At 68.2% G+C, this 22692-nt stretch carries 18 protein-coding genes; 5 read left to right on the forward strand and 13 right to left on the reverse strand.

What is annotated here, in order from left to right:
- Positions 1-23: 23 nt before the first annotated feature.
- Positions 24-1235, forward strand: a complete 1212-nt coding sequence (locus tag GLA29479_RS04660; RefSeq protein ID WP_057970929.1) for an NAD(P)/FAD-dependent oxidoreductase — start codon at positions 24-26, stop codon at positions 1233-1235.
- A 125-nt stretch (positions 1236-1360) separates the two neighbouring features.
- Here GLA29479_RS04660 and GLA29479_RS04665 read toward each other — a convergent pair whose 3' ends face one another.
- The 6 genes from GLA29479_RS04665 to GLA29479_RS04690 form a co-directional block, all read right to left on the reverse strand.
- Entirely contained in the window at positions 1361-2080 is a 720-nt protein-coding gene (locus GLA29479_RS04665; RefSeq protein WP_057917942.1) for a YiaD family glycine zipper/OmpA-like lipoprotein, read from the reverse strand.
- Between the two features lie 141 nt (positions 2081-2221).
- A complete protein-coding gene (locus GLA29479_RS04670; RefSeq protein ID WP_057917941.1) occupies positions 2222-3688 on the reverse strand; it encodes a WS/DGAT/MGAT family O-acyltransferase in 1467 nt (488 codons plus the stop codon).
- 134 nt (positions 3689-3822) lie between these two features.
- On the reverse strand, positions 3823-5253 hold the full coding sequence (locus tag GLA29479_RS04675) for a cryptochrome/photolyase family protein (RefSeq protein ID WP_057970930.1): 1431 nt from the start codon (positions 5251-5253) through the stop codon (positions 3823-3825).
- 99 nt (positions 5254-5352) lie between these two features.
- A complete protein-coding gene (locus tag GLA29479_RS04680; RefSeq protein WP_057917939.1) occupies positions 5353-6987 on the reverse strand; it encodes a S8 family serine peptidase in 1635 nt (544 codons plus the stop codon).
- Between the two features lie 373 nt (positions 6988-7360).
- Positions 7361-8437, reverse strand: a complete 1077-nt coding sequence (alr, locus tag GLA29479_RS04685) for an alanine racemase (RefSeq protein ID WP_057917938.1) — start codon at positions 8435-8437, stop codon at positions 7361-7363.
- 192 nt (positions 8438-8629) lie between these two features.
- Positions 8630-8971 (reverse strand): glycine zipper 2TM domain-containing protein, encoded by a 342-nt coding sequence (locus GLA29479_RS04690; RefSeq protein WP_057917937.1) that lies wholly within the window; start codon positions 8969-8971, stop codon positions 8630-8632.
- A 463-nt stretch (positions 8972-9434) separates the two neighbouring features.
- Between GLA29479_RS04690 and GLA29479_RS04695 the strand changes: the two genes are divergently transcribed.
- The 3 genes from GLA29479_RS04695 to GLA29479_RS04705 all read left to right on the forward strand — a co-directional run bounded on the left by GLA29479_RS04695 (position 9435) and on the right by GLA29479_RS04705 (position 13744).
- On the forward strand, positions 9435-9812 hold the full coding sequence (locus tag GLA29479_RS04695) for a BlaI/MecI/CopY family transcriptional regulator (RefSeq protein WP_057917936.1): 378 nt from the start codon (positions 9435-9437) through the stop codon (positions 9810-9812).
- On the forward strand, positions 9809-11332 hold the full coding sequence (locus GLA29479_RS04700) for a M23/M56 family metallopeptidase (protein ID WP_057970931.1): 1524 nt from the start codon (positions 9809-9811) through the stop codon (positions 11330-11332). Before GLA29479_RS04695 ends, GLA29479_RS04700 begins: the two co-directional genes overlap by 4 nt.
- Before the next feature lie 183 nt (positions 11333-11515).
- Entirely contained in the window at positions 11516-13744 is a 2229-nt protein-coding gene (locus GLA29479_RS04705) for a TonB-dependent receptor plug domain-containing protein (RefSeq protein ID WP_057970932.1), read from the forward strand.
- Between the two features lie 99 nt (positions 13745-13843).
- On the opposite strand, the gene GLA29479_RS04710 is transcribed toward GLA29479_RS04705, so the two are convergent.
- From GLA29479_RS04710 to GLA29479_RS04740, 7 genes are all read right to left on the reverse strand, one after another.
- A complete protein-coding gene (locus GLA29479_RS04710; protein WP_057970933.1) occupies positions 13844-15256 on the reverse strand; it encodes a replicative DNA helicase in 1413 nt (470 codons plus the stop codon).
- A gap of 335 nt (positions 15257-15591) precedes the next feature.
- Positions 15592-16044, reverse strand: a complete 453-nt coding sequence (gene rplI / locus GLA29479_RS04715; RefSeq protein WP_057917930.1) for a 50S ribosomal protein L9 — start codon at positions 16042-16044, stop codon at positions 15592-15594.
- A 165-nt stretch (positions 16045-16209) separates the two neighbouring features.
- Entirely contained in the window at positions 16210-16440 is a 231-nt protein-coding gene (rpsR, locus tag GLA29479_RS04720; RefSeq protein ID WP_031372470.1) for a 30S ribosomal protein S18, read from the reverse strand.
- 11 nt (positions 16441-16451) lie between these two features.
- Entirely contained in the window at positions 16452-16889 is a 438-nt protein-coding gene (gene rpsF / locus GLA29479_RS04725) for a 30S ribosomal protein S6 (protein WP_031372471.1), read from the reverse strand.
- 313 nt (positions 16890-17202) lie between these two features.
- Positions 17203-19041 (reverse strand): DUF885 domain-containing protein, encoded by a 1839-nt coding sequence (locus GLA29479_RS04730; RefSeq protein ID WP_082638285.1) that lies wholly within the window; start codon positions 19039-19041, stop codon positions 17203-17205.
- Between the two features lie 211 nt (positions 19042-19252).
- Positions 19253-19591, reverse strand: a complete 339-nt coding sequence (locus GLA29479_RS04735; RefSeq protein WP_031372473.1) for a HesB/IscA family protein — start codon at positions 19589-19591, stop codon at positions 19253-19255.
- A gap of 210 nt (positions 19592-19801) precedes the next feature.
- Complete coding sequence (locus GLA29479_RS04740) at positions 19802-20935, reverse strand: DUF2891 domain-containing protein (RefSeq protein ID WP_211265033.1); 1134 nt, start codon at positions 20933-20935, stop codon at positions 19802-19804.
- Between the two features lie 187 nt (positions 20936-21122).
- Here GLA29479_RS04740 and asnS point away from each other — a divergent pair, with 187 nt between their 5' ends.
- Positions 21123-22523 (forward strand): asparagine--tRNA ligase, encoded by a 1401-nt coding sequence (gene asnS / locus GLA29479_RS04745; protein WP_057970934.1) that lies wholly within the window; start codon positions 21123-21125, stop codon positions 22521-22523.
- Positions 22524-22692 lie beyond the last annotated feature (169 nt).

Here is a 22692-nt window from a genome sequence, read left to right on the forward strand (position 1 = left end):
ATCTCGTCATGGCTCGCCCGTGCATGGACCTGAAAAGCGGCTACCCGTTCTGGCCGATCCGCAGCGGCCTCATGCATGCGTTTCCGCGTTTGAGCGAAGACCTGCGCTGCGAGGTGGCAGTGATCGGCGGCGGCATCAGCGGCGCGCTGATCGCCGACGAACTCGCCGCGCACGGCCACGACGTCGCCGTCGTCGAACAACGCGACATCGGCTGGGGCAGCACGGCCGCGAGCACGGCCTTGCTGCAGTACGAAATCGACACCCACCTGGCCGATCTGTGCCGGCAATACGGCGAAGACCAGGCCGCCCTCGCCTACCGCACCTGCGCAGACGCGATTCCGGCCTTGCAGGCGGTCGCGCGCGAACTGCGCGGCACGGATTTCCAGCGCTGCTCCAGCCTGTATTTCGCGAGCAAGCCGACGCACCTGCCGGTGCTGCGCAACGAGGCCGCACTGCGCCGGCGCCACGGCCTGAAGCTGCGTTGGCTCGACGGGCAGGAACTGGCGCAGGACTACGGACTGACAGCACCGGGCGCGATCCTCAGTGCCTGCGCCGCGACGGTCGACCCGTATCGATTGACCTTGCGGCTGTTGGCGCGGTTGCAGCGGCGCGGCGTCGGCGTGTTCGATCGCACTCATATCGAACAACTGCGTGCAACTTCGCGTTCGGTCGAACTGCGCACCGGCGAAGGTATCCGGATCCGCGCCGAGCATGCGGTGATCGCCGCCGGTTACGCCGGACAGCAATGGATCGATCAACGCCTGGCGCGCAATCGCAGCAGCTATGCCTTCGTTACCGATCCGCTCGAAGCCGGGCAATTGGGACGGCTCGGCAAGACCTTGGTCTGGGAATCGGCGCGGCCGTATCTGTATCTGCGCGCCACCGGCGACGGCCGGCTGATCGTCGGCGGCTGCGACGATGCCGTCGACGTGCCCGCGCGGCGCGACCGCCGGGTCGAGTCGCGCGCACGCAAGCTGGTACGCAAGATCGGCGAGCGCTTCCCCGGCCTGCGACTGCAACCGGCCTTCGCCTGGGCCGGCACCTTCGCCGAAACCGCCGACGGCCTGCCTTGGTTCGGCGCGCATCCGCAGTACGGCCGGCGCGTGCAGTTCGCCATGGCCTACGGCGGCAACGGCATCACCTACAGCATGATCGGCGCCGGCCTGTTGCGGGCGGCGATCGAACGCCGGTCGCATCCGCTGGCGCGGCTGTTCTCGTTCGAGCGCGCAGGCTGAAGCGAACTCGTCGGGTCGCGTAAAGAAACGAACGGGCCGCGATGCGGCCCGTTCTCGTAAGACGTTAGATAAGGCGAGGCAGCGACCGCCTCAACGATGGCCGCCGCTTCGCGATCCGACGACGCTCAGGAGCGCACCGGCACCAGGGTGATCTCGACGCGGCGGTTCTGGGCGCGGCCGGCCTCGGTGTCGTTGCTGGCGATCGGCCGGGTCTTGCCGGCGCCGGTCAGGATGAAGCGATCGCGCACCAGGCCCTTCGACATCAGGTAATTGCCGACGCTCGCGGCGCGCTGCTCGGACAGGCGCTGGTTGACCGCGTCGGTGCCGATGCTGTCGGTGTGGCCGGCGACCTCGACGATGGTCTGGTTGTACTCGGTCAGGGTGCTGGCGACGTTATCGAGCACCGAATAGAACTGCGGGTCGAGGCTGGCGCTGTTGAAGGCGAAGGTGATGTTGCTCGGCATGTTCAGGGTGATGTTGTCGCCCTGGCGGACCACGTCGACGCCGGTGCCGGCCATGCGGTCGCGCAGCGCGCGTTCCTGGCGGTCCTGGTAGTTGCCGATGGCGCCGCCGGCGAGGCCGCCGACACCGGCGCCGATCAGGGCGCGCTGGCGGCGTTCGGTGGCGTCGTCGCCGCTGAGCAGGCCGGCCGCGACACCGGCGAGCGCGCCGATCAGGGCGCCCTTCTGGGTGCGGTTCATGCCGCCCTGCTGTTCCGGCGGCGGGTTCTGGCCCGGGTACGGTTGCTGCTGACCACCGTAGTAGCCGCCACCGCCGGTGGCGCAACCGGCGAGCAACACGGTCATGCTGGCAGCGGCCAGGGCGAGCTTGATCTGGGTGTTCATGGGAATTCCTCGTCTGTGTTGCGGGGCGCAGACAAGCTAATCACGCCGCCGTCGTGGACGAGTGACGAGGGAAATCCACATTCAGGTCGCGGTCGGGAGCGGCCCGCGCGCCGCGGACCGCTGCCGTCGATCAGCCGACCGTCAAAGCGCCGGCATCAAGGCGTCGGCGGCATCGGCATTGAGGGTGACGTCCCAATTGCCCATCAGCGCCAGGTACAGCAGCTTGTCGAACTCGCTGCCGAAACGCTGGATCACCGCATCCGGATCGGGGATCAGCTTGCCGTCGGCGATCAGGCCGAAATGCACGCGCCCGTTGTAGCTCAGGATCGAGATGCCGATGCCGATCGAGCCGGTCTGCGGCACCCAGAACATCATCTCGTCGAGGCGGCAACCGGCCAGGTACAAGGGTTGCTGCGGGCCCGGCACGTTGGTCGCCACCGCCGTGGCCTTGCGGCTGAAAAGCTCCAACGCCAGCCCCTGCACTTGCGCCGGCGCCATCCCGAGCGCAGCCAAAAGACCAAATGCAACAATGGCTTGGCGAGAATTCTTGAGATTATTCATGCACTCGGCGACACGCTCCACGCGGCGGATCGGGTTGTCCTCGCCGACCGGCAGGTCGAGGAAGACCAGACCGAAGTGATTGCCGAGCTTGCGCGCGTGTTCGAGCGGGCGCAGGTTCACCGGCACGGTCGCGCGCAGGGTCAGGCCGTCGACGTTGTCGCCGCGCTCGATCATGTAGCTGCGCAGCGCACCGGCCGCGGTCGCCATCAACACGTCGTTGACGGTGCAGTCGCAGGCGCGACCGACCGCCTTGACCTCTTCCAGGTCCAGCGGCTCGGCCCAGGCCACGCGCTTGCTGACGCCGAGCTTGCCGCGCAGCAGCGACGGCGGGTCGTCCGGCAGCGACAAGGCATGCAGCAATTCGCGGGCGATCTCGCCGCCCTCCTTCGCCAACATCGCGGCGAGGGTCGGGTCGCGATACATCTCCATGCTCTTCTCGACCACCTTGCTGCCGAGCTTCATGTAGCGGTCGACCGCACCGACGCGGCGCGCGACTTCGACGCCGTCCTGCTTGAGCCAGGCGTGAGCGAGGTCGCTGCCCTTGGCCGGCTCGGCGGTGGTGTCGGTCAACGACAACAGCACCTGGACCAGGGCGATGCCGTCGGCGTAGCTGTGGTGGATGCGCGCGATCAGCGCCGAGCCGCCGTTGTAGCGCTCGACCAGATGGAATTGCCAAAGCGGCCGACTGCCGTCGAGCGGACTGGACGCCAGTTGGCTGACGAAACGTTCCAGGCCGCGCTTGCCGCCGCGCCCAGGCAAGGCCGTGTGCTGGACGTGCCAGTCCAGGTCGAAATCTTCGTCGGTCTGCCAATAAGCGCCCGCGGCGGTGTCCACGGCCTTCTGGCTGAAACGCGTATAGGCCAGGAAACGCTGCTTGACCACGCGCTTGAGGGCATCCAACGACATCGGCTCGGCGAACATCAGCACGCCGGTAATCATCATCGGATTGGTCGAGCGTTCCATTCGCAACCAGGCCGTGTCGACCCGCGACATCGGCTCGCGACGCGCGCGCTTGCGCGATGTTGCCCCCGCTTCTGCTTTGGCCATGCGCCCTCCCAAGCGTCAGCGTCGAGTGAATCACGCTGCCGCGAGCGGCGTCAACGCGAGCCGCGTCGAAGCGGGCGCTGCACGCGCCCGGCGAGCGCGGCTTGCGACGCCAGGCACGTCGCAACGCCGTCGCCCTAGTCGCGCAACTTGCGGTAGGCCTCGAGCGCGTCGTCGCGGCCCGCCGCCAGGTCGACCAGCGGATGCGGCGGATAGTCGGGCGCGTGTTTGCGCAGCTGCGCCGCATCGTGCCAGGGCGCGAAGCGCAGCGGCACCGGCAGGCCGGCGAGCTCGGGCACCCAGCGCGCGATGTAGTCGCCGTCGGGATCGAACTTCTCCGACTGCGTCACCGGATTGAACACGCGGAAATACGGCGCGGCATCGGCGCCGGTGCCGGCGACCCATTGCCAGCCCAGGCTGTTGTTGGCCAAGTCGGCATCGACCAGGGTGTCCCAGAACCAGCGAGCGCCGTGGCGCCAGTGATAGCGCAGGTGCTTGGTCAGATAGCTGGCCACGATCATGCGCACCCGGTTGTGCATCCAGCCGGTGGCCCACAGCTCGCGCATGCCCGCGTCGACGATCGGGATGCCGGTGCGCCCCTGCTGCCAGGCCTCCAGCCGCGGCTGCGACAAGCGCGCCCAGTCGAAATCGGCGAAGCGCGGATTGAAGTTCTGCTCCGGCGTCTCGGGGAAGTGATGCAACAGGTGATGAGCGAACTCGCGCCAGCCCAGCTCGCGCACCGCCGAGTCGACATCGCGGGCATTGCCGGCGTTGCGATGCTCGCGCAGCGCGCTCGCCACTCGCCACGGCGCGATCTCGCCGAAATGCAGATGCGGCGACAGCCGCGAGGTGCCGACCCGGTCGGGGCGGTCGCGTTGCTCGGTGTAGCCGCGCAAGGCGCCGTCGACGAAGGTCTGCAGCGCCGCCTCGGCACCGGCCTCGCCCGGCGTCCAATGGCTCCAGAACGGTTCGGCCCAGTCGCGTTCCGGCGCCAGCTTGAGCGAGGCCAGCGGCACGCCGTCCGGCCCTTCGCGGGTGCTCGGCAGCGAGGTCGGCGGCTCCCACGAGGGTTCCTCTTTCCAGTTCGCCAGGGCCGAGCGCCAGTACGGCGTGAACACTTTGAACGGCCCGCCTTGCTTGGTCCGCAAGCTCCACGGCTCGAACATCAACGCGCTGTTGAAGCTCTCGACCTCCAGGCCCATGCCGCGCAGGGTCTGTTTGATCTTGGTGTCGCGGCGTTCGATGTGCGGCTCGTAGCGGCGGTTCCAGAACACCGCCTGGGCGTCGGTGGCGAGGATCAGCGACTGCAGCGTGGCCAGGCTGGGACCGAAGAAATGGCGCAGGTGCGAGCCGCGTCGGCGCAGGTCGCGATCGAGCGCGGCGAGCGAGCGCTGCCGCCAGGCATCCGACGCCGCACCGGGACGCCAGCTGGCGTGCTCGTCGGGGGCATGGATGTAGATCGGGATCGGGGTGTAGCCGGCCTCCAGCGCGGCACGCAACGCGGGATGATCGGCCAGGCGCAAATCGTTGCGGAACCAGATCAGTGCGGTCGCGTTGGCTTCGGGCATTGCGGCAGCCGCAAGGTCGAGGAGGCGGCAGTATGCCGCGTCCCCCGGCGTCCGGAACGGACGGGGTTCATGCTCGAACCCCGTCCGTGCGATCCCCGCTTACTGGGACTGCAGTTCCGTGATCGCGGCCTGGGTCTGGACCAGGCCCCAGCCGGTGTTGTTGTCGCGGCCGGCGGCATCCAGGTCGACCGCGGTGGTCGCCAAGGCGTCGCGGACCTGCTGCGCGGTCGCGGTCGGCTTGGCGCTCCACACCACCGCCGCCACGCCCGCGACGTGCGGGGTCGCCATCGAGGTACCGCTCTTGTTCTCATAGGCGACGTTGCTGACCGACGGGGTCGCATCGACGGTGGCGGTCTGCCCGGCCAGGGTGGCGATGATGGTTTCGCCGTCGGCCTTGCTGATGCCCACCGCCGGCAGCGTGCTGGTCACCGGCTGCGGCGGCGTGGCCGAGCTGTACAGACCGGCCTGCAGCGGGCCGTCGACGTTGTTGTAGACCACCATGGCCAGGCCACGGCCGGTCTTCACCTTGCTCGCCTTGTCGGTGAAGGTGTTGGTGCCGCGCTGGCACAGCACGACCTTGTTGCGCCAGGTGTTCGACGAGGCCGTGCACTGGCCGCCGTTGACCCAGCCGGCGCTGGCGGTGGTCTGCCTGGAGCCGCTGATGGGGTTGGCGGCGAACTGGCTGTTGCCGACCACCAGCGGATCGTTGGCCAGCGGCGTGGTGCTGTAGGTGTCCACGCCCGGCGCGGCGAGTTCGACTTCGCTGTTGAACTGCGAGAAGTCGGCCTTGGCGTTGTTCTGGTCGACCGCGGCCACCGACACCACGCTCGCGTACGAAGCGGGATAGCTCAGGGTGGCGTTGCCGTCGTTGCCGGCCGCGGCGATGCTGAGCACGCCGTTGTTGGCCAGGGTCTGGAAGGCGTTGCTCTCGGTGGTCGAGCTGCCGCCGCCGCCCAGGCTCATGTTGATGATCTTGGCGCCGGCCGCGGCGCAGCGGTTGGCCGCGTCGACCAGGGTCGAGCTATAGGTCCACGAGCACTGGCCGTGGCTGCTGCCGTTGTAGCCGTTGCTGCCGAAGATCTTGACGATGTGCAGCGAGACCTTGCCCGGGCTGACGCCGACCACGCCGGTGCTGTTGTTGGCCGCGGCGATGGTGCCGGCGACGTGGGTGCCGTGCCCGCACGTGTCGGTGTTCCAGCCGGCCGGATAACCGGTCATGGCGATGCCGGCGAAATCCTCGTGGCCCGAGTTGATGCCCGAGTCGATTACGCAGACCTTGATGCCTTCGCCGGTGGCCGCGCCGGTGTCGATGACGCCGTCGCGATTGGCGTCCCACACGTCGCGGGCCTGGACCTGGTCGATACCGTAGGGAACGCTCTGCGCCATCGGATAGCGCGGCTGGTCGATCTCGACCGATTCGACATCGGGGTTGTCGCGCAGGGCCTTGACCGCATCGGCCGACGGCAGGGTCAGCACGGCGGCGTTGAGCTTGTCGAACTGGAAGTTGACCGTGGCGTCGCCGCCGTGGGCGGCGGCCAGCCGGGTACGCAACGCCTGCACCTTCTGCTGCACGTTGGCCTGGACCAGGCCGCGGTTGGCGGCGCCCGCACCGGCACCGGACTTGAACTTGACCCAGACCCGGTTCGGGTTCGGGCCTTCGGCATTGGCCATGCTCGAAGCGACCATCATCGCCAGGCCCAGACCCAGTGCGCTCACCAAATTGCGTTGCTTCATTCGTGACTCCCCGAGATAGATTGCGGCCCGGACGCGGTCCGGGCCGGTTAGCCGCGTGCGGTCTTGGCCGCGACGCTCCAGCGACGCTAGCGCGCTCGGGGATCGGCTGGGAATGGGAGAAATCGCCCAGGCGAATCATTAATTTGTGATGTACATCACAAATTTACACTGATGAATGACACTTTTTGCGGCCTGTAGGGAGGTCATCCCGTTTGTGCGTTGCGCCTTTCGGAGCCCCTGCAGGAGACGGTTCGGCGGCCGATCCGCGGCCTCGCGACGCCTGCCGGAACCGGGGTGGCCAGCATCCGCGAGCCAGCACCCGCGAGGCGGGTCTGCCCTGCCCTCGATCAGGGTCGCAGCCGCGCCGACGCGCTCACGCTTCGACGAAGCGCACCCGTCGGGTGATCGAGCAGGTCAGCTCGTAACCGATGGTGCCGCTGGCCTCGGCGATGCGTTCGACCGGCAGTTCCGGCCCCCACAGCACCACCGGATCGCCGACCTTGGCTTCGGGGACGCCGCGCAGGTCGATCGTCATCAGGTCCATCGAGACCCGGCCGATGACCTGGGTGTCGTGGCCCGCGACCCGCACCGGCGTGCCCGAAGGCGCCGCACGCGGGTAACCGTCGCCGTAGCCGATCGCGGCCACTCCGACCAGCATGTCTTCGGGGCATTCCCAGGTCGCTGCGTAGCCGATGCGTTCGCCCTTGCCGACCCGGTTGACCGCGATCAGGCGGGTCGACAGGGTCATCGCCGGACGCAGGCCGAAGTCGGCGCCGGTGCGCCCTTCGACCGCGCTGATGCCGTACAGCAGGCCGCCCGGGCGGATCCAGTCGGCGTACGAGTCCGGCCAGCCGAGCACGGCCGCGGAATTGGCCAGCGACCGCGAGCCCGGCAGGCCGCTAGTGGCCGCGGCGAAGGCCTGCAGTTGCTGGCGCGTCTGCGGCTTGTCGAATTCGTCGGAGCTGGCGAAATGATTCATCAGCACGATGCCCTCGGCCACGCTCGACGCCGCGGCCAGGCGCGCATGCGCCTCGCGCACATCCTGCGGCGCGAAGCCGAGCCGGTGCATGCCGCTGTCGACCTTGAGCCAGCAACGGATCGGCTCGCCGGCGCCGGCCTGCTCGAGCATCTCGACCTGGCTGATGTGGTGGACCACGGTCTCGACGCCGAGCCGGCGCAACTGCGGCAGGTCGTCGGCTTCGTCGAAGCCGGACAGCAACACGATCGGCTGCGACAGGCCGGCCGCGCGCAGGCGGTCGGCGTCGGACAAGGCCGCAACGCCGAAGGCATCGGCGCCTTCGAGCGCCCGCGCCACGCGCTCCAGACCGTGGCCGTAGCCGTCGGCCTTGACCACCGCCATGACCCGGCTGTGCGGCGCCATGCTGCGCGCCTGGGCGAGGTTATGACGCAGCGCGTCGGTGTGGATGCTTGCGGAAGTCGGTCGTGCCATACGCATATTCTAGCGGGCGCCGATGCGCGCCAGAGCGCTCGCTCGCGAGTCGCCGCAACGATCCCGCGCAAACGACGCGACCGGCAAAACCTCGCCCAAGAAAAAACCGCGCGGGGCGAACCCTGCGCGGCTTTGGGTCGAGACCGATCGGATCGGACCGGCCGGGCCCCGTCGGATCGGGGCCGGCGCGGCTCAGTCGCAGCGGCGCTCGATCACGGTCTCGGTCTTGTTCTGCTGGTTTTCCTGGATCTTGCGACCGGCGAAGGCGCCGCCGACCGCACCGGCCGCGGTCGCCAGCTTCTTGCCGCTGCCGCCGCCGACCTGGTTGCCCAACAGACCGCCCGCGACCGCACCGATGGCGGTGCCGGCGATCTTGTGTTGATCCTTGATCTGCTTCGGACGCTGCACTTCGACGTCGTAGCAACGCGGCTGGTGCGCCTTGGACTTGGACTTGGTCTGCGCGGTAGCCGCGCCGGTCGCCATGACGCAGGACATCAGGGCGACGGCGATCGTGGATTTGAGCTTGCGGTTCATGGACTCACCGATAGGAATATGGACGGGATGCACGATGCGCCAGCATCCGTCACGACTGCGTCAACCCAGTCGCAACGCCGCTGCCGCGCATGTTCGCAAGGCTAACGTCGCGATGCTGAACGCGCGCAAGCATGTATGCGTCTCGACACGGTCGCTCGACGAATCTGCGACGCGCTGCGCGTATGACGCGCAGCGATAGTGCCGCGTCGATTCGCGATGCAATGGCGGCTTCGAATCGAGATGCGCGATGAGAGATGCGGTCGCCGATTCGATCCCGGCACGGTCGCGATCGGCCATCGACGGAAACTGCGCTTCGCGGCGCGCGAACGCTGCGTCGCCACGTCGCTGCGTCGGCAGCGCAACCTGACTACCGAGTCCCTTCGACCGACGATGTGATCCACTCGGCTTGACACCTTGCGACACTTGTCGCATGTTTACGACATCTGACGCTTGGAGCCCTGCGATGATCCGCCCGTCGAATGCCGAACTGGAATTGCTGAAATGCCTGTGGCGCGAGAACGCTTGCAGCGCACGCGAGTTGCACGAGCGCGTCGCGCCGCTGCTGGACTGGTCGTATTCGTCGACGCGCAAGACCCTCGAACGCATGGTCGACAAGGGCCTGGTCGAGGAAATCGGCGAGCACGGGCTCAACGTCTACCGTGCCGCGGTCGGCAAGGTCGCGGTGCTGGCCGCGCTGAGCAGCGACTTCGCCAAGCGCGTGCTCGAAATCGACGGGCCGCTGCCGACCCAGGCCTTCGCCGACAGCCGGCTGCTCAACGAAGCCGAGATCGACCAGCTCGAAGCGATGCTGCGCGATGGCGAACCGGAGTCGCAGGCATGACATTGCCCAGCCTCGAATTCTGGTCGCTGCACCTGGGCGCCTGCCTGGCGACCGGCGCGCTGGCCTGGGGCGTAGGGCTCGGCCTGCATCGCACCCTGCGCCTGTCGCATGCCTCACGCGCTTACTGGCTCGGGGTGTGGACGCTGGCGGCCTTGCCGACCGCCGCCGCCCTCGCATTGCGTTGGCTCGGGCCGGAGACCTCGTCCTGGCCGATCACGCCCGCCCTGCCGCTGCCGATGTTGAGCGATGCAGGCGCCTGGTCGGGCGTGGCCGCCGAGTCGCCGGCGACGCCGACCGCAGCAGCCGCGCTGCGCGATTGGCTCGAACCGCTGCTGGCCGCCTTGTATCTCAGCGGCGCGATCGTCGCCGCGCTGCGCTGGTGGGCGGGGCTGCGTGCGGTGCGCCGCATCGTCGCGGCTTCGCGCCCCTTCTACGGCACGCTCGGCGGCGCGCTCGACGACAGTTCGGTCGCCGCCGAATGCCGGCGCCTGGGCGAGGCCGGCATCGAGGTGCGCAGTATCGACGATGCGACCAGCCCGTTCGCGGTCTGCCTGCCGCGGCCGACCATCCTGGTCCCGGCCGCGTTGAGCGCGCAGATGAGCGATGAACAGCTGCGCATGGTGCTGGGCCACGAGGCGGCCCACCTCGCCCGGCGCGACCCGCAGCGCGCCGCCGGGATGCGGCTGGTCCAGGTCCTGCTGTGGTTCGATCCCTTCCTGCGCCTGATCGCCCAACGCGTGCAGATCGCCGCCGAGCTGCGCTGCGACGCCGCGGCCATCGCCGACCGCGCCGACCGCCGCCGCAGCTATGCCCAGGCCTATCTGCAGACCTTGCGCCTGTCCGCCGGCCTGTCTCTGCCGGCCTCGGCCGCGGCGTTCTCGCGCAAGGACCCCGGCCATCACCGGCTGCGCATCGCCCACATGATCGAAGGCGACCGGCGTCGCCGCGTGCCTCCGGCCTTGCGTTGGCTGCTGGCGGCGACGGCGCTGGTCGCCGGCGCGGCGATCGCCTCGGTGCAGATCGCCGCGACGCCGGCGACGACCACGCAGGCCGCCACGATCGCTCCGACGAGCGCAGCGCCCAAGCCGGCACCCGGCCCGGCCGCCGCCGTTGCCACGGCCAGCGTGGAGATCGACTTCTCCTCGCCGATGCGCAAGCCGAAGATCAGCGGCCACTTCGGCGAGATCGGGCCGCCGCGCAGCAACCCGCATCGCGGCCTCGATTTCACCGCGGCACGCGGCACGCCCGTGCATGCGCCGGCCGCCGGCGTCGTGGTCGCGGCCACCGAACGCTACGACAACGCGCCGAATTACGGCACCGTGGTCGTGCTCGATCACGGCGGCGGCTGGCAGTCGCTGTACGCCCATCTCGACGCTTACGAGGTGCAGGTCGGCCAACAGGTCGCGAGCGGCGAGCGCATCGGCCGCGTCGGCACCACCGGCAAAGTCACCGGTCCGCACGTCCACGTCGAGATGCTGCACAACGGCCAACGCGTCGACCCGGAACCGCTGCTGCGGTGAGTCCGATGCGATGAGCCACTGAGCCATCCCCCGGCGACGCGCCAGCCGCGCCGCCGCCCTACCCGGCCTGCCTGATTCGAACGCCCCGCTCACGGGGAGGGCCGGCCTTTGCCCGCGATCTTCGCCCGCTCCGGCGCCGCCAGGCGCGACGGCCGCGCGAGTGCGCCCTCTATCCCGGTCCCTATGAAATCAACGCCGTCGCCCACCCCGACCCCGCTGCATAAGGCATGCCGCCTGGCCTTGCTCGCCCACGCGGTGCTGGCCTGGATCCCAGCCGGCGCCAAGCCGCCCCAGGCCGCGCCCTCGCCCCCTGCTGCTGCGGCCGCCGTCGCCGAACTCGACAGCGTCGTGGTCCGCCACGACGCGCGCCGCGACGACACCGCCTCGCGCACCGTGGTCACGCGCGCCGAATTGCTCGCATTCGGCGACGGCAGTCTCGCCGAAGCGATGAAGCGCTTGCCGGGCGTCAGCATCGGCACCGGTGCGCCCGGCAGCTCGGGCGCGATTTCGCTGCGCGGCATGGGCAGCGGCTACACCCAGTTGCTGGTCGACGGACAAGCGGTCGCGCCCGGTTTCGACCTCGGCGCGCTGTCGCCGGAGATGATCGAACGGATCGAAATCCTGCGCACCACGACCGCCGACCTGCGCAGCGCCGCCATCGCCGGAACCATCAACATCGTGCTCGCCCGGCAGGCACGCCGCGACAGCGACGAACTCAAGCTGGCCTTGGGCGTGTCGAACGGCCGACACCTGCCGAGCCTGCATTGGAGCCATTCGCGCCGCGACGAATACCGCAGCCATTCGCTTGAAACCTCATTGACACGGCGCGAATACCTGGTCGAGGAAACCGGCAGCGAAATCGCACGCGACCGCGATGGCGTGCTGGCTTCACAACGCGACACCCGCCTGCGCGTCGACGGCTATCGCGACGCGTTGGCGATCGCGCCGCGTTTCGACCTGACCCTGCGCAACGGCGACACCCTGGCCCTGCAGTCCTGGCTCGACGCCGGGCATGCGCGCAAATACGCCGACATCGGCTGGACCACCTCGCTGGGCCCGCAGCTCGATCATGTCCGCTACCGCCAGTTCACCGGCACCGATGTCGTGCAATTGCGCACCGACCTGCATTGGAGCCATGAGTTCGCCCAGGCCGGCAAGCTCAGCAGCAAACTCGGCCTCAGCGGCAATCGCGAGCGTTCGCGTTTCCGCGAGCAGGGCTATGCGATCGACGCCAACCAGAACCTCGACGACGTCACCGACGGCCGACTGCGCGTGCATGGCTTGAGCTCCAGCGGCAAGTACGCCTTGCCGCTGTCGGGGCCCGATGCGAGCGACAGTGGCCGGCACGCGCTCGAACTCGGCTGGGAGACCGGCCTGGAACGCCGCCGCGAATCGCGCCTGCAGCATCTGCGCGCCATCGCCGGCCAGCCGGAAACGATCAGCGACCTTTCCTTCGACGCCACCCTCCGGCGGCTGGCGCTGTACGCGCAAGACGAATGGACGCTGAGCCCGGGCTGGTCGCTGTATCTCGGCGCACGCTGGGAGCGCATCGACACCCGCAGCGAAGGCAACCGCATTGCGACGGTGCGCAACGATGCGAGCGTGCTCTCGCCGGTGCTGCAGTCCTTGTGGAAACTCTCCAAGACCCGCAACGACCAGGTCCGCCTGGGCCTGAGCCGCAGCTACCGCGCGCCGGAATTGCGTTCGCTGATCCCGCGCCCTTACACCTCGACCAACAACCGCGCGCTCAACCCCGATCAACAAGGCAATCCCGACCTGCGCCCGGAACTCGCGACCGGCCTCGACCTGGCCTACGAGAAGTACTGGGACCAGGGCGCCATGCTCAGTCTCGGCGTCTACCTGCGCGAGATCGACGGACTGATCCGCACCGAGACCCGGCTGATCGATGATCGCTGGGTGGCCTTGCCGGCCAACGGCGGACGCGCCAGAACCTGGGGCGTCGAGCTGGAAAGCAAGCTCTCGCTGGCGCGCTGGTTCGCCGCGCTGCCGGTCGACCTGCGCTTCAACCTCACCCGCAACTGGTCGCAAGTCGACGACGTGCCCGGCCCGCACAACCGCATCGACAGCCAACCGCGCCTGACCGCGGCCCTGGCCGCCGACTATGTCGTCAACCCGGTCTGGACGGTCGGCGCGAGCTACAGCCATCGCAGCGGCGGCCCGGTGCGAACCGGCGTGCACGAGATCGAAAGCGAATCGCCGCGACGCGAGCTCGACGCCTATGCCTCGATGAAGTTGGCCAAGCGCAGCAAGTTGCGCCTGAGCCTGAGCAACCTGCTCGAACAGGATCTCGTCAGCGGCGCGGAATACTTCGATGAGGAAGGCTGGCAAGGCACCCAGCGCCGGCGCCCGACCTCGTTGTTACTGCGGGCGCAGATCGAGATTGCGTTGTAAACCGCGCTGGCCGCAAGCAGCGACGGCCGTAAACGACGACGGCGCCCTCGAGGCGCCGTCGTCGTGTCTTGCTTTAAGCCCTGGCCCGACGCCCGAGGATTACTCGAACGAGCCGATGCTGTCGTGGGCGAGGTTGTCGAAGCGGGTGTATTCGCCGAAGAACTTCAGCTTGAGCGAGCCGGTCGGGCCGCTACGCTGCTTGCCGATGATGACCTCGGCCAGGCCTTTGTCCGGCGAGGTCTCTTTGTTGTAGTAGTCGTCGCGGTAAATGAAGATGATCACGTCGGCGTCCTGCTCGATAGCGCCGGATTCGCGCAAGTCGGCCATCACCGGGCGCTTGTCGGCGCGCTGCTCCAACGAGCGGTTGAGCTGCGACAGCGCGATCACCGGCAGGTTGAGTTCCTTGGCCAGGTGCTTGAGCGAACGCGAGATCTCGGAGATTTCGGTCGCTCGGTTCTCGCTGTTGCCCGGCACCGACATCAGCTGCAGGTAGTCGATCACGATCAGGCCGAGGTCGTGCTCGCGCTTGAGGCGGCGCGACTTGGCGCGCAGCACCTCCGGCGACAGGCCCGGGGTGTCGTCGATGAAGATCTTGGCTTCGCGCAGTTGGCGGATCGCGCTGGTCACGCGGCTCCAGTCTTCGTCCTCGAGCTGGCCCGAACGCAGGCGCTGAGCGTTGACGCGGCCGACCGAGGAGATCAAGCGCAGGGCGAGCTGGCTTGCCGACATTTCCATCGAGAAGATCGCCACCGCCTTCTTGCTGCGGAACGCGGCGTACTCGGCCATGTTCAGCGCGAGCGTGGTCTTGCCCATCGCCGGACGCGCGGCCAGGATCAACAGGTCGGTCGGTTGCAGACCGGCGGTCATCTCGTCGAATTCGGTGTAGCCGGTGGCCAGGCCGGTGACCGCGCCGCCGCTGGCGTAGCGCGTCTGCAGCACGTCGAAGGCTTCCGACAGCGCCTTGGTGACCGGGGTGAAGTCGGTGCGGCCGCGGGCGCCGGCTTCGGCGATCGCGAACACCTGCTGCTCGGCCTTGGCCAGGATCTCGCCGCTGTCGCGGCCGTCGGGCTGGAAGCCGTCGTTGACGATCTCGGTGCCGACCTCGATCAGTTTGCGCATCACCGCCTTGTCGCGAACGATTTCGGCGTAGGCGGTGATGTTGGCCGCCGAGGGCGTGGTGCTGGCCAGTTCGATCAGATAGGCGCCGCCGGCGACTTGTTCGGACAGGCCTTGCGAGTCGAACCATTCGCCCAGGGTCACCGCGTCGAACGGCCGGCTCTTCTCGGCCAGTTCGCGGATGGCGCGGTAGATCAGCTGGTGATCGCGACGATAGAAATCTTCCTCGACGATCTGGTCGGCGACGCGGTCGTAGGCGTCGGGCGCGAGCATGAGGCCGCCGAGCACGGCCTGTTCGGCCTCGATCGATTGCGGCGGCACCCGAAGCTGGTCCACGCGCTGTTCGGCGCGGGTCTCGAAACGTTTTTCGCTACGGAATCCGCCACGTGCGCTCATCGGGAAAGACGATCCTCGTCGTTCGGCCGCGTGTGCGGCCAATCGAGCCGATCAAGGCTCAGGGGCTGGTGAGGGCGCCGGCGATCCGGGGATCGGCGTCGATGGGTGTCGGTCGACGTCGCAGGAAGGAGGCCGGACACGCATCGTAGTCTCGATCGGGCCATGCCCGTTGCAGATAACCCTGTGGATAAGAAGGGGACAACTCGCCCTTTCTATGTCACGAGCGCGTCGCACAGACTGCGACGGCAGGGTCCTGCCCGGAACTCCGACACCTTCAGAAAAAACGAAGGGCGCCTTTCGGCGCCCTTCGCAGTCTTACGATCGGGCGGTCGCGATTAAGCGGCTTCGCCAGCGACGATGACCTTGACCGTGATTTCGACGTCGGCGTGCAGGTGGATCAGCACGTCGTATTCGCCGGTGCGGCGGATCGGGCCTTCGCCCATGATCACTTCCGACTTGCCGACTTCGAAGCCGGCCTTGGTCAGCGCCTCGGCGATGTCGCGCGGGGTCACCGAGCCGTACAGCTTGCCTTCGGTCGCGGCGTTGGCGTGGACGGTCACCGAAGCGCCTTCCAGACGGGCCTTGCGGCCTTCGGCGCCTTCCAGCAGCGACTTGGCCTTGGCTTCGTACTCCGCACGGCGGGTTTCGAAGTCGGCCAGGTTGCTGGCGGTGGCCGGAACGGCCTTGCCCTGCGGCACGAGGTAGTTGCGGCCGTAGCCCGGCTTGACGTTGACCTTGTCGCCGAGGTTGCCGAGGTTGGTGACTTTCTGCAGGAGAATCAGTTGCATGGTCTTGCTCCGTGTTCGTTAGCGGGCCTATAGGTCCGCAGCGGGATTCGCTGTCCGATGAAGCGAGGAACGAGTTCGGAGGAGTGAGAATGAGTGAAAGCGAAAAGCTCTCTCTCGTTTCTCACTCTTCCAAGGCGGCACAGCCGCCACTCGTTCCTAACGCCGTCAGGCGTTGTGATTGTCGGTGTACGGGATCAGCGCGAGGAAACGAGCGCGCTTGACCGCCGTGGCCAGCTGGCGCTGGTACTTCGACTTGGTGCCGGTGACGCGGCTCGGCACGATCTTGCCGGTCTCGGTCAGGTACTGGCGCAGGGTGTTGAGATCCTTGTAGTCGATCTCTTTGACGCCTTCGGCGGTGAATTTGCAGAACTTGCGGCGGCGGAAAAACTTGGACATGGGGGCAATCCTCAGGCGGCTTCGGCGTTGTCGTCGGCGTTGTCGGCGGTGCCGACGGCGGTTTCGCTATCGTCGTCACGACGACGACGCTCACCGCGCTCACCGCGCTCGGGCTTGTCGCCCTTCTCGTCCTTGAACTTCATGATCAGCGACTGCTCGGTGTCGGCATCGTCGCGCTTCATGACCAGGTGACGCAGCACGGCGTCGTTGAAACGGAAACCGTCGACGAGCTCGTTGAGCACCGTCTGGGTGACTTCGATGTTCAGCAGGACGTAGTGGGCCTTGACCAGGTTCTCGATCGGGTAGGCCAGCTGACGGCGGCCCCAGTCTTCGAGACGGTGGATCTTGCCTTCGCCGCCTTCGATCAGCGACTTGTAGCGCTCGATCATGGCCGGCACCTGCTCGCTCTGGTCCGGATGGACCAGGAACACGACTTCGTAATGACGCATGGGTGTGTTTCCTTGTGGATGATGGATCGCCGACGGCGACCCGGTTCAGCCCCCCGGGGTCCGGATGCGGACGCGGTGGAGCAAGGTCCCGACCGGCCTTGGGCCGTTCGAGAGCCGGAAAGTATGGCAGGGCAAGGGCTTAGGTGCAAATCGATGCGGATGGGTCGGCCAAGGGCGCCCGCCCCGGCTTGGGTAGGAGCGGCGCAAGCCGCGACCGCGAGAACGCGGGCGGCGGCGAATGCCACGGTGGCCGAGGTGGCGCGGTCGCGGCTTGCGCCGCTCCTACCCCGGTACATCTCACCGCTTTCGGAGATCAGCGCTTCTTCGGCTTGCCGGCCGATTTCGGCGCCGGCGCCGGCTTCTTCGCCGCGATCCAAGTATCGATGTGCTTCTCCAGCACCTGCAGCGGCACCGAGCCGGTCGACAGCACTTCGTCGTTGAAGTCGCGCAGGTCGAAGGCCGGGCCGAGCGCCTTGCGCGAGCGCTCGCGCAGCTCGGAGATCTTCAGCTGGCCGATCTTGTAGGCCAGCGCCTGGCCCGGCCAACCGATGTAGCGGTCGATCTCGTTGACCACGTCCTGCTCGGTCTTGGGGGCGTTGTCCATGAAGAACTTGATCGCCTTGTCGCGGCTCCAGCCCTTGCTGTGCATGCCGGTGTCGACCACCAGCCGGACCGCGCGCCACATGTCGTAGGACAGCTGGCCCATGCGGTCGTAGGGGTCGTCGTACAGGCCCATGTCGTAGCCCAGGCGCTCGGCGTACAGGCCCCAGCCCTCGCCGTAGGCGACGAAATAACCGGTGCGGCGGAACATCGGCGCGTCCGGCAGCTCCAGGCCGCGGGCGAACTGGAAATGATGGCCCGGCACCGCCTCGTGCAGCGACAGCGGCATCATTTCCCAGGTCGGGCGGACCTCGGGCTTGTACAGGTTGACGTAGTAATAACCGGCGCGGGTGCCGTCGACCGCGCCCGGCAAGTAGTAGGCGGTGGTCGTGTCCGGGGCGACGTTGTCCGGGATCGGGCGCACGCCGTAGGGCTGGCGCGGGATCAGCTTGGAAATCTTGACCAGTTCCGGGTCGATCCGCTTGGAGATCGCCTGGTAGGCCTCGAGCAACGCCGCCGGGGTCTTGTGGAAGAACTTCGGGTCGCTGCGCAGATAGGTGAAGAACTCCGCCAGGGTGCCCTTGAAGCCGACCTCGGCCTTGACCTTCTCCATGTCGGCGCGGATGCGCGCGACTTCCTTGAGGCCGATCTTGTGGATCGCATCGGCGCTCAGATTGGTGGTGGTGAAATCGGCGGCGAGGAAATCGTAATAAGCCTTGCCGTCGGGCAGGTCGCTGGCGGCGATGCTGGTGCGCGCCGCGGCCAGGTATTCCTTCTCGAAGAAGCTGCCGAACTCGCGGTAGGCCGGCACGATGGTCTCGGCGATGACCTTCTTCGCTTCGGCCTGCAGCGCCTTGCGCTCGGCCGCCGGCACGCTGTCGGGGAAGCGGTTGAACGGCTTGTAGAACGGGCTCTTACTGGGGTCCTCGACGATCTGCTTGGCGATCTGGCCGGGCACGCGCTGCATCAGCACGCGCGGCGGGGTGATGCCGGCCTTGGCGCCCTCGCGCAGCAGGGCCTGGTTCTGCTCGATCAGCACCGGCAAGGCGCGCATGCGCGCGAGCCAGTCGCGATAGTCCTTGACCTGCTCGAACGAGAGGCCTTCGACCAGGCCATCGGCGGTCTGCACGCCGCCGCTCTGCCCGACCGGCGCCAGGTATTCGCGGTACTTCTGCCGCTCGATGCTCTTGCCGAGGTTCCAGCCGAACACGTCGTAGTTGAGCTGATCGGCTTCCGACAGCTGGCTGCGGTCGATGCTCTTGAGCTTGGCCAGCGCCTGGCGGTCGCTTTCCTGGCGCGCCTGGATCGCGCTGAGGCTGGCGTCGGTCCAGCGGTCGTTATAGCGCTTGTCGCCGTTGAAGCTGGCGCCTTCGGGGTTCTCGCGCAGGCCGCGTTCCCACTCATCGTCGAACAAACGGTGCAGCGCCTCGGTGGCGGCGTTGGCGTTGCGCGTGGCGGATGCGGCAGTGCCGGGCGCGGCAGCGGCCATCGAGGCCAGCGGCGCGGCCAGGCCCACGGCGATGGCCGCGGCGAGCAGAACGGGACGGAGCATGGTGCGTTTCCCCAGGAGACCAGCGGCCGAGTCTAGCCCGGCCCAACGCCGCTGCCGCATGTCGAAAGTTGGCGGCAACGCCGCGCCGGCCTCAACCGGCATAGCCCTTAGAGCGAGCTGGATAGAACGCGACGCGGCAGACCGCTGCGAGGCGCAATCTCGATACGGACGGGAGCCGTACCCGGCTTGCGCCGCCCTGCCCCGGTCGACCTCAGGCCGCGTCGGCCTGGGTGGTGAAGCTTTCGCCGCAACCGCATTCGGCGGCCGCGTTCGGGTTCTGGAACACGAACATCTCGCCCAGGCCCTGCTTGAGGAAATCGATGCGGGTGCCGTCGACCAGCGGCAGGCTGATCGGATCGACGTAGATGCGCACGCCGTCCTGCTCGAACACGGTGTCGCCTTCGCGTTCGTCGCGGGCCAGGTCGGCGATGTGCTGCCAGCCCGAGCAACCGGTGCGGGTCACGCCGAAACGCAGGCCCAGCGCGGTCGGCGTCTCGGTCAGGAAATGCTGGACACGGGCGAGCGCGGCGGGGGCGAGGGTCACGGACATGGCGGTACTCGTAAGAATGTTGACTCGATGCCGGCTGCGACCGGGAAGGCGGCGGCCGGATCGGCGCTACCGGAATGGTAGCAGCCTGGAATCGGCGGGCTGTACCCGATATGGCGGCATTGCGATGGCGTTCAAGCAGGCGGCTGGTCGCTACCCGCCGGGGCAGCCTGTCGCAGCGCCGGCAAAGACGCTGCTTCGGGCCTGAACGCCTCAGTCGCTGCGCCCAGCCCCGGTCGCCGCGGACGGTGCCGGTGCCGGCGCCGCATCCGGCGGCGCCATCAGATAGGTGGCGAAACTGCCCAGCCAATGGGCGCCGGCGTAATGGCTGTCGCCGACCGCGATCAGGCCGAGTTCGCGATGCACGGCGGCGGCGGCGCGCAGGGCGCGGATGCGGCGGTCGCGCGGCGGCAATCCGGCGGCGATGCCTTCCAGCATCCAGGCCCGGCTCAGGTTGAGGCCGTCGAGATGGGCCAGCTTGCCGTCCTCGGGGTCGAGCACCAGCGCCGGCACCAGCCAGTCGGCGCGCGCGCGGCGCGGCACCTGCGGCAGGAACTCGCGCAGCCAGCGGGCGTATTCGTCCGGCGCCAGCACCCGCCGCATCAGGTCGGCTTCGGCCAGACACGGCGAGAGGAAATCTTGCCCGGAGGGCTCGTAGGCCAAGGGGCAGTCGCGGTCGCCCTGATAGAAAAAGCGCGAACGTGCGACCAGGGCGTCGCGCAGCGCCTGGTCGCCGCTGCGGCGGGTCCAGTCCAGGGCCAGACCGAAGGCGAATGCGGTCTGGCTGTGTTCGCCGACGCGGATCGGCCGGGTCAGTTTCGGCAGCCAGCGCAGCAGCCGCGCCGCGGCTTCGCGTTCCAGGGGCTCCAGCGCCGCCGCCCATTGCCGCGCCTGCGGGTCGTCCCAGCCGCGCAACTGCGAGCCCAGTTGCAACAACCAGGCCAGGCCGTAGGGGCGTTCGAAGGTCTCGTCGCTGCTGCGGCGCAGATACGCCAGTTCGCCGGCGATGTTCTCGCTGGTCAGGTTGCGCGCCAGCGCGGCCCGCGCCGGCGCGGCGAACGGCGCCTGCGGGAAACGCTCGACCAGCCGCGCCAGCAGCCAGTGCCCGTGCACCGACGAATGCCAGTCGTAGCAGCCGTAGAAGGCCGGATACAGCTTGCTCGGCGCGGCCACGTCCTTGGCGCCTTCGAGGCGATGGCTGATCTTGTTCGGGTATTCGCGGCCGACGCAGCTGAGTGCGAGGCCGGCGAAATGGCCGGCGCGCGCCTCGTCGAGCACGACCACCGGCAAGGGCTCCGGCACCGGCGCCGCTGCGGCCGCCTGCGCGCATGTCGCTGCCGCCGCCATGGCGAGCATCCAGCCGGCCCACCCGCGTCCCCATCGTCCGAGCCATCGCCAAACCCGATTCATGCCGCGCCTCGCCCCCCCGTGATCCAAAGCGCAGTCTAAGGCCGCGGCGACCGGCACGCCCTGTGCCGGCGGCATCCGTTATCATCGCCGTCCTTTACTTTTCAACGCGCTGGGGCGGCATCACATGACGGTGGTTAGCGTCGAACAGGCACTCGCGGGCAAGATTCCGGCGGGCGGCGAAGTCACGGTACGCGGCTGGGTGCGTACCCGTCGCGATTCCAAGGCCGGACTGAGCTTCGTCAACGTCAGCGACGGCTCCTGCTTCGCACCGATCCAGGTCGTGGCGCCGAATACGCTGTCCAACTACGACGAGGAGGTCAAACACCTCACCGCCGGTTGCTCGGTGATCGCCACCGGCATCCTGGTCGCCTCGCAGGGCCAGGGCCAGAACTTCGAGATCCAGGCCTCGAAGCTGGAAGTGGTCGGCTGGGTCGAAAACCCGCTCACCTACCCCATGCAGCCCAAGGCGCACACGTTGGAGTACCTGCGCGAGTTCGCCCACCTGCGCCCGCGCACCAACCTGTTCGGCGCGGTGACGCGCATCCGTCATTGCCTGTCGCAGGCCGTGCACCGTTACTTCCACGAGAACGGCTATTACTGGATCAGCACGCCGATCATCACCACCTCCGACGCCGAGGGCGCCGGCCAGATGTTCCGGGTCTCCACCCTGGACCTGGCCAACCTGCCGCGCGAGAAGGACGGTGCGATCGATTTCTCGCGCGACTTCTTCGGCAAGGAAACCTTCCTGACCGTGTCCGGCCAGCTCAACGTCGAGGCCTACTGCCTGGCGCTGAGCAAGGTCTACACCTTCGGCCCGACCTTCCGCGCCGAGAACAGCAACACCACCCGCCATCTGGCCGAGTTCTGGATGATCGAGCCGGAGATCGCCTTCGCCGACCTGATGGAGAACGCGCGGGTCGCCGAGGATTTCCTCAAGTACCTGTTCCGCGCAGTGCTCGACGAGCGCGGCGACGACATGGCCTTCATCGCCGAGCGCGTCCAGCCCGATGCGATCACCCGCCTGGAGACCTTCGTCAACTCGCCGTTCGAGCGCATCGACTACACCGATGCGATCTCGCTGCTGCAGAAGTCGGGGCAGAAGTTCGAGTTCCCGGTCGAATGGGGCCTGGACCTGCAGACCGAGCACGAGCGCTGGCTGACCGAGCAGCACGTCGGCCGCCCGGTGGTGGTGCTGAACTACCCCGAGCACTTCAAGGCCTTCTACATGCGCCTCAACGACGACGGCAAGACCGTCGCGGCGATGGACGTGCTGGCGCCCGGCATCGGCGAGATCATCGGCGGCAGCCAGCGCGAAGAACGCCTCGACGTGCTCGACACGCGCATGGCGCAGTTCGGCCTGGACCCGGCGCATTACGACTGGTACCGCGATTTCCGCCGCTACGGCACCGTGCCGCACGCCGGTTTCGGCCTCGGCTTCGAGCGCCTGGTGGTCTACGTCTGCGGCCTGAGCAACATCCGCGACGCGATCGCCTACCCGCGCGCACCGGGCAGCGCCGAGTTCTGATCCGCACCCGCCTCGCGCGGCGCGGCCGTGTGCGCCATCCCGTCGCTCGGTTCGCTCCGTGTTCGTTATCCCCGCGCAGGCGGGGATGACGGTGTGAAAGCGCATGGACAGGCGCAGCGCTCGCGACCTCGGGCCGCTTTACCCCGCCGCGCACGCGGCACATGATTGA

The sequence above is a fragment of the Lysobacter antibioticus genome (genome assembly GCF_001442535.1).
Taxonomy (GTDB): Bacteria; Pseudomonadota; Gammaproteobacteria; order Xanthomonadales; family Xanthomonadaceae; genus Lysobacter; species Lysobacter antibioticus.

Excerpts from the sequence above, each read along its gene's own strand:
- GLA29479_RS04660 (WP_057970929.1), top strand. The coding sequence starts at position 24 with ATGGACCTGAAAAGCGGCTACCCGTTCTGGCCGATCCGCAGCGGCCTC.
- GLA29479_RS04665 (WP_057917942.1), bottom strand. The coding sequence starts at position 2,080 with ATGAACACCCAGATCAAGCTCGCCCTGGCCGCTGCCAGCATGACCGTG.
- GLA29479_RS04670 (WP_057917941.1), bottom strand. The coding sequence starts at position 3,688 with ATGGCCAAAGCAGAAGCGGGGGCAACATCGCGCAAGCGCGCGCGTCGC.
- GLA29479_RS04675 (WP_057970930.1), bottom strand. The coding sequence starts at position 5,253 with ATGCCCGAAGCCAACGCGACCGCACTGATCTGGTTCCGCAACGATTTG.
- GLA29479_RS04680 (WP_057917939.1), bottom strand. The coding sequence starts at position 6,987 with ATGAAGCAACGCAATTTGGTGAGCGCACTGGGTCTGGGCCTGGCGATG.
- alr (WP_057917938.1), bottom strand. The coding sequence starts at position 8,437 with ATGGCACGACCGACTTCCGCAAGCATCCACACCGACGCGCTGCGTCAT.
- GLA29479_RS04690 (WP_057917937.1), bottom strand. The coding sequence starts at position 8,971 with ATGAACCGCAAGCTCAAATCCACGATCGCCGTCGCCCTGATGTCCTGC.
- GLA29479_RS04695 (WP_057917936.1), top strand. The coding sequence starts at position 9,435 with ATGATCCGCCCGTCGAATGCCGAACTGGAATTGCTGAAATGCCTGTGG.
- GLA29479_RS04700 (WP_057970931.1), top strand. The coding sequence starts at position 9,809 with ATGACATTGCCCAGCCTCGAATTCTGGTCGCTGCACCTGGGCGCCTGC.
- GLA29479_RS04705 (WP_057970932.1), top strand. The coding sequence starts at position 11,516 with ATGAAATCAACGCCGTCGCCCACCCCGACCCCGCTGCATAAGGCATGC.
- GLA29479_RS04710 (WP_057970933.1), bottom strand. The coding sequence starts at position 15,256 with ATGAGCGCACGTGGCGGATTCCGTAGCGAAAAACGTTTCGAGACCCGC.
- rplI (WP_057917930.1), bottom strand. The coding sequence starts at position 16,044 with ATGCAACTGATTCTCCTGCAGAAAGTCACCAACCTCGGCAACCTCGGC.
- rpsR (WP_031372470.1), bottom strand. The coding sequence starts at position 16,440 with ATGTCCAAGTTTTTCCGCCGCCGCAAGTTCTGCAAATTCACCGCCGAA.
- rpsF (WP_031372471.1), bottom strand. The coding sequence starts at position 16,889 with ATGCGTCATTACGAAGTCGTGTTCCTGGTCCATCCGGACCAGAGCGAG.
- GLA29479_RS04730 (WP_082638285.1), bottom strand. The coding sequence starts at position 19,041 with ATGCTCCGTCCCGTTCTGCTCGCCGCGGCCATCGCCGTGGGCCTGGCC.
- GLA29479_RS04735 (WP_031372473.1), bottom strand. The coding sequence starts at position 19,591 with ATGTCCGTGACCCTCGCCCCCGCCGCGCTCGCCCGTGTCCAGCATTTC.
- GLA29479_RS04740 (WP_211265033.1), bottom strand. The coding sequence starts at position 20,935 with ATGGCGGCGGCAGCGACATGCGCGCAGGCGGCCGCAGCGGCGCCGGTG.
- asnS (WP_057970934.1), top strand. The coding sequence starts at position 21,123 with ATGACGGTGGTTAGCGTCGAACAGGCACTCGCGGGCAAGATTCCGGCG.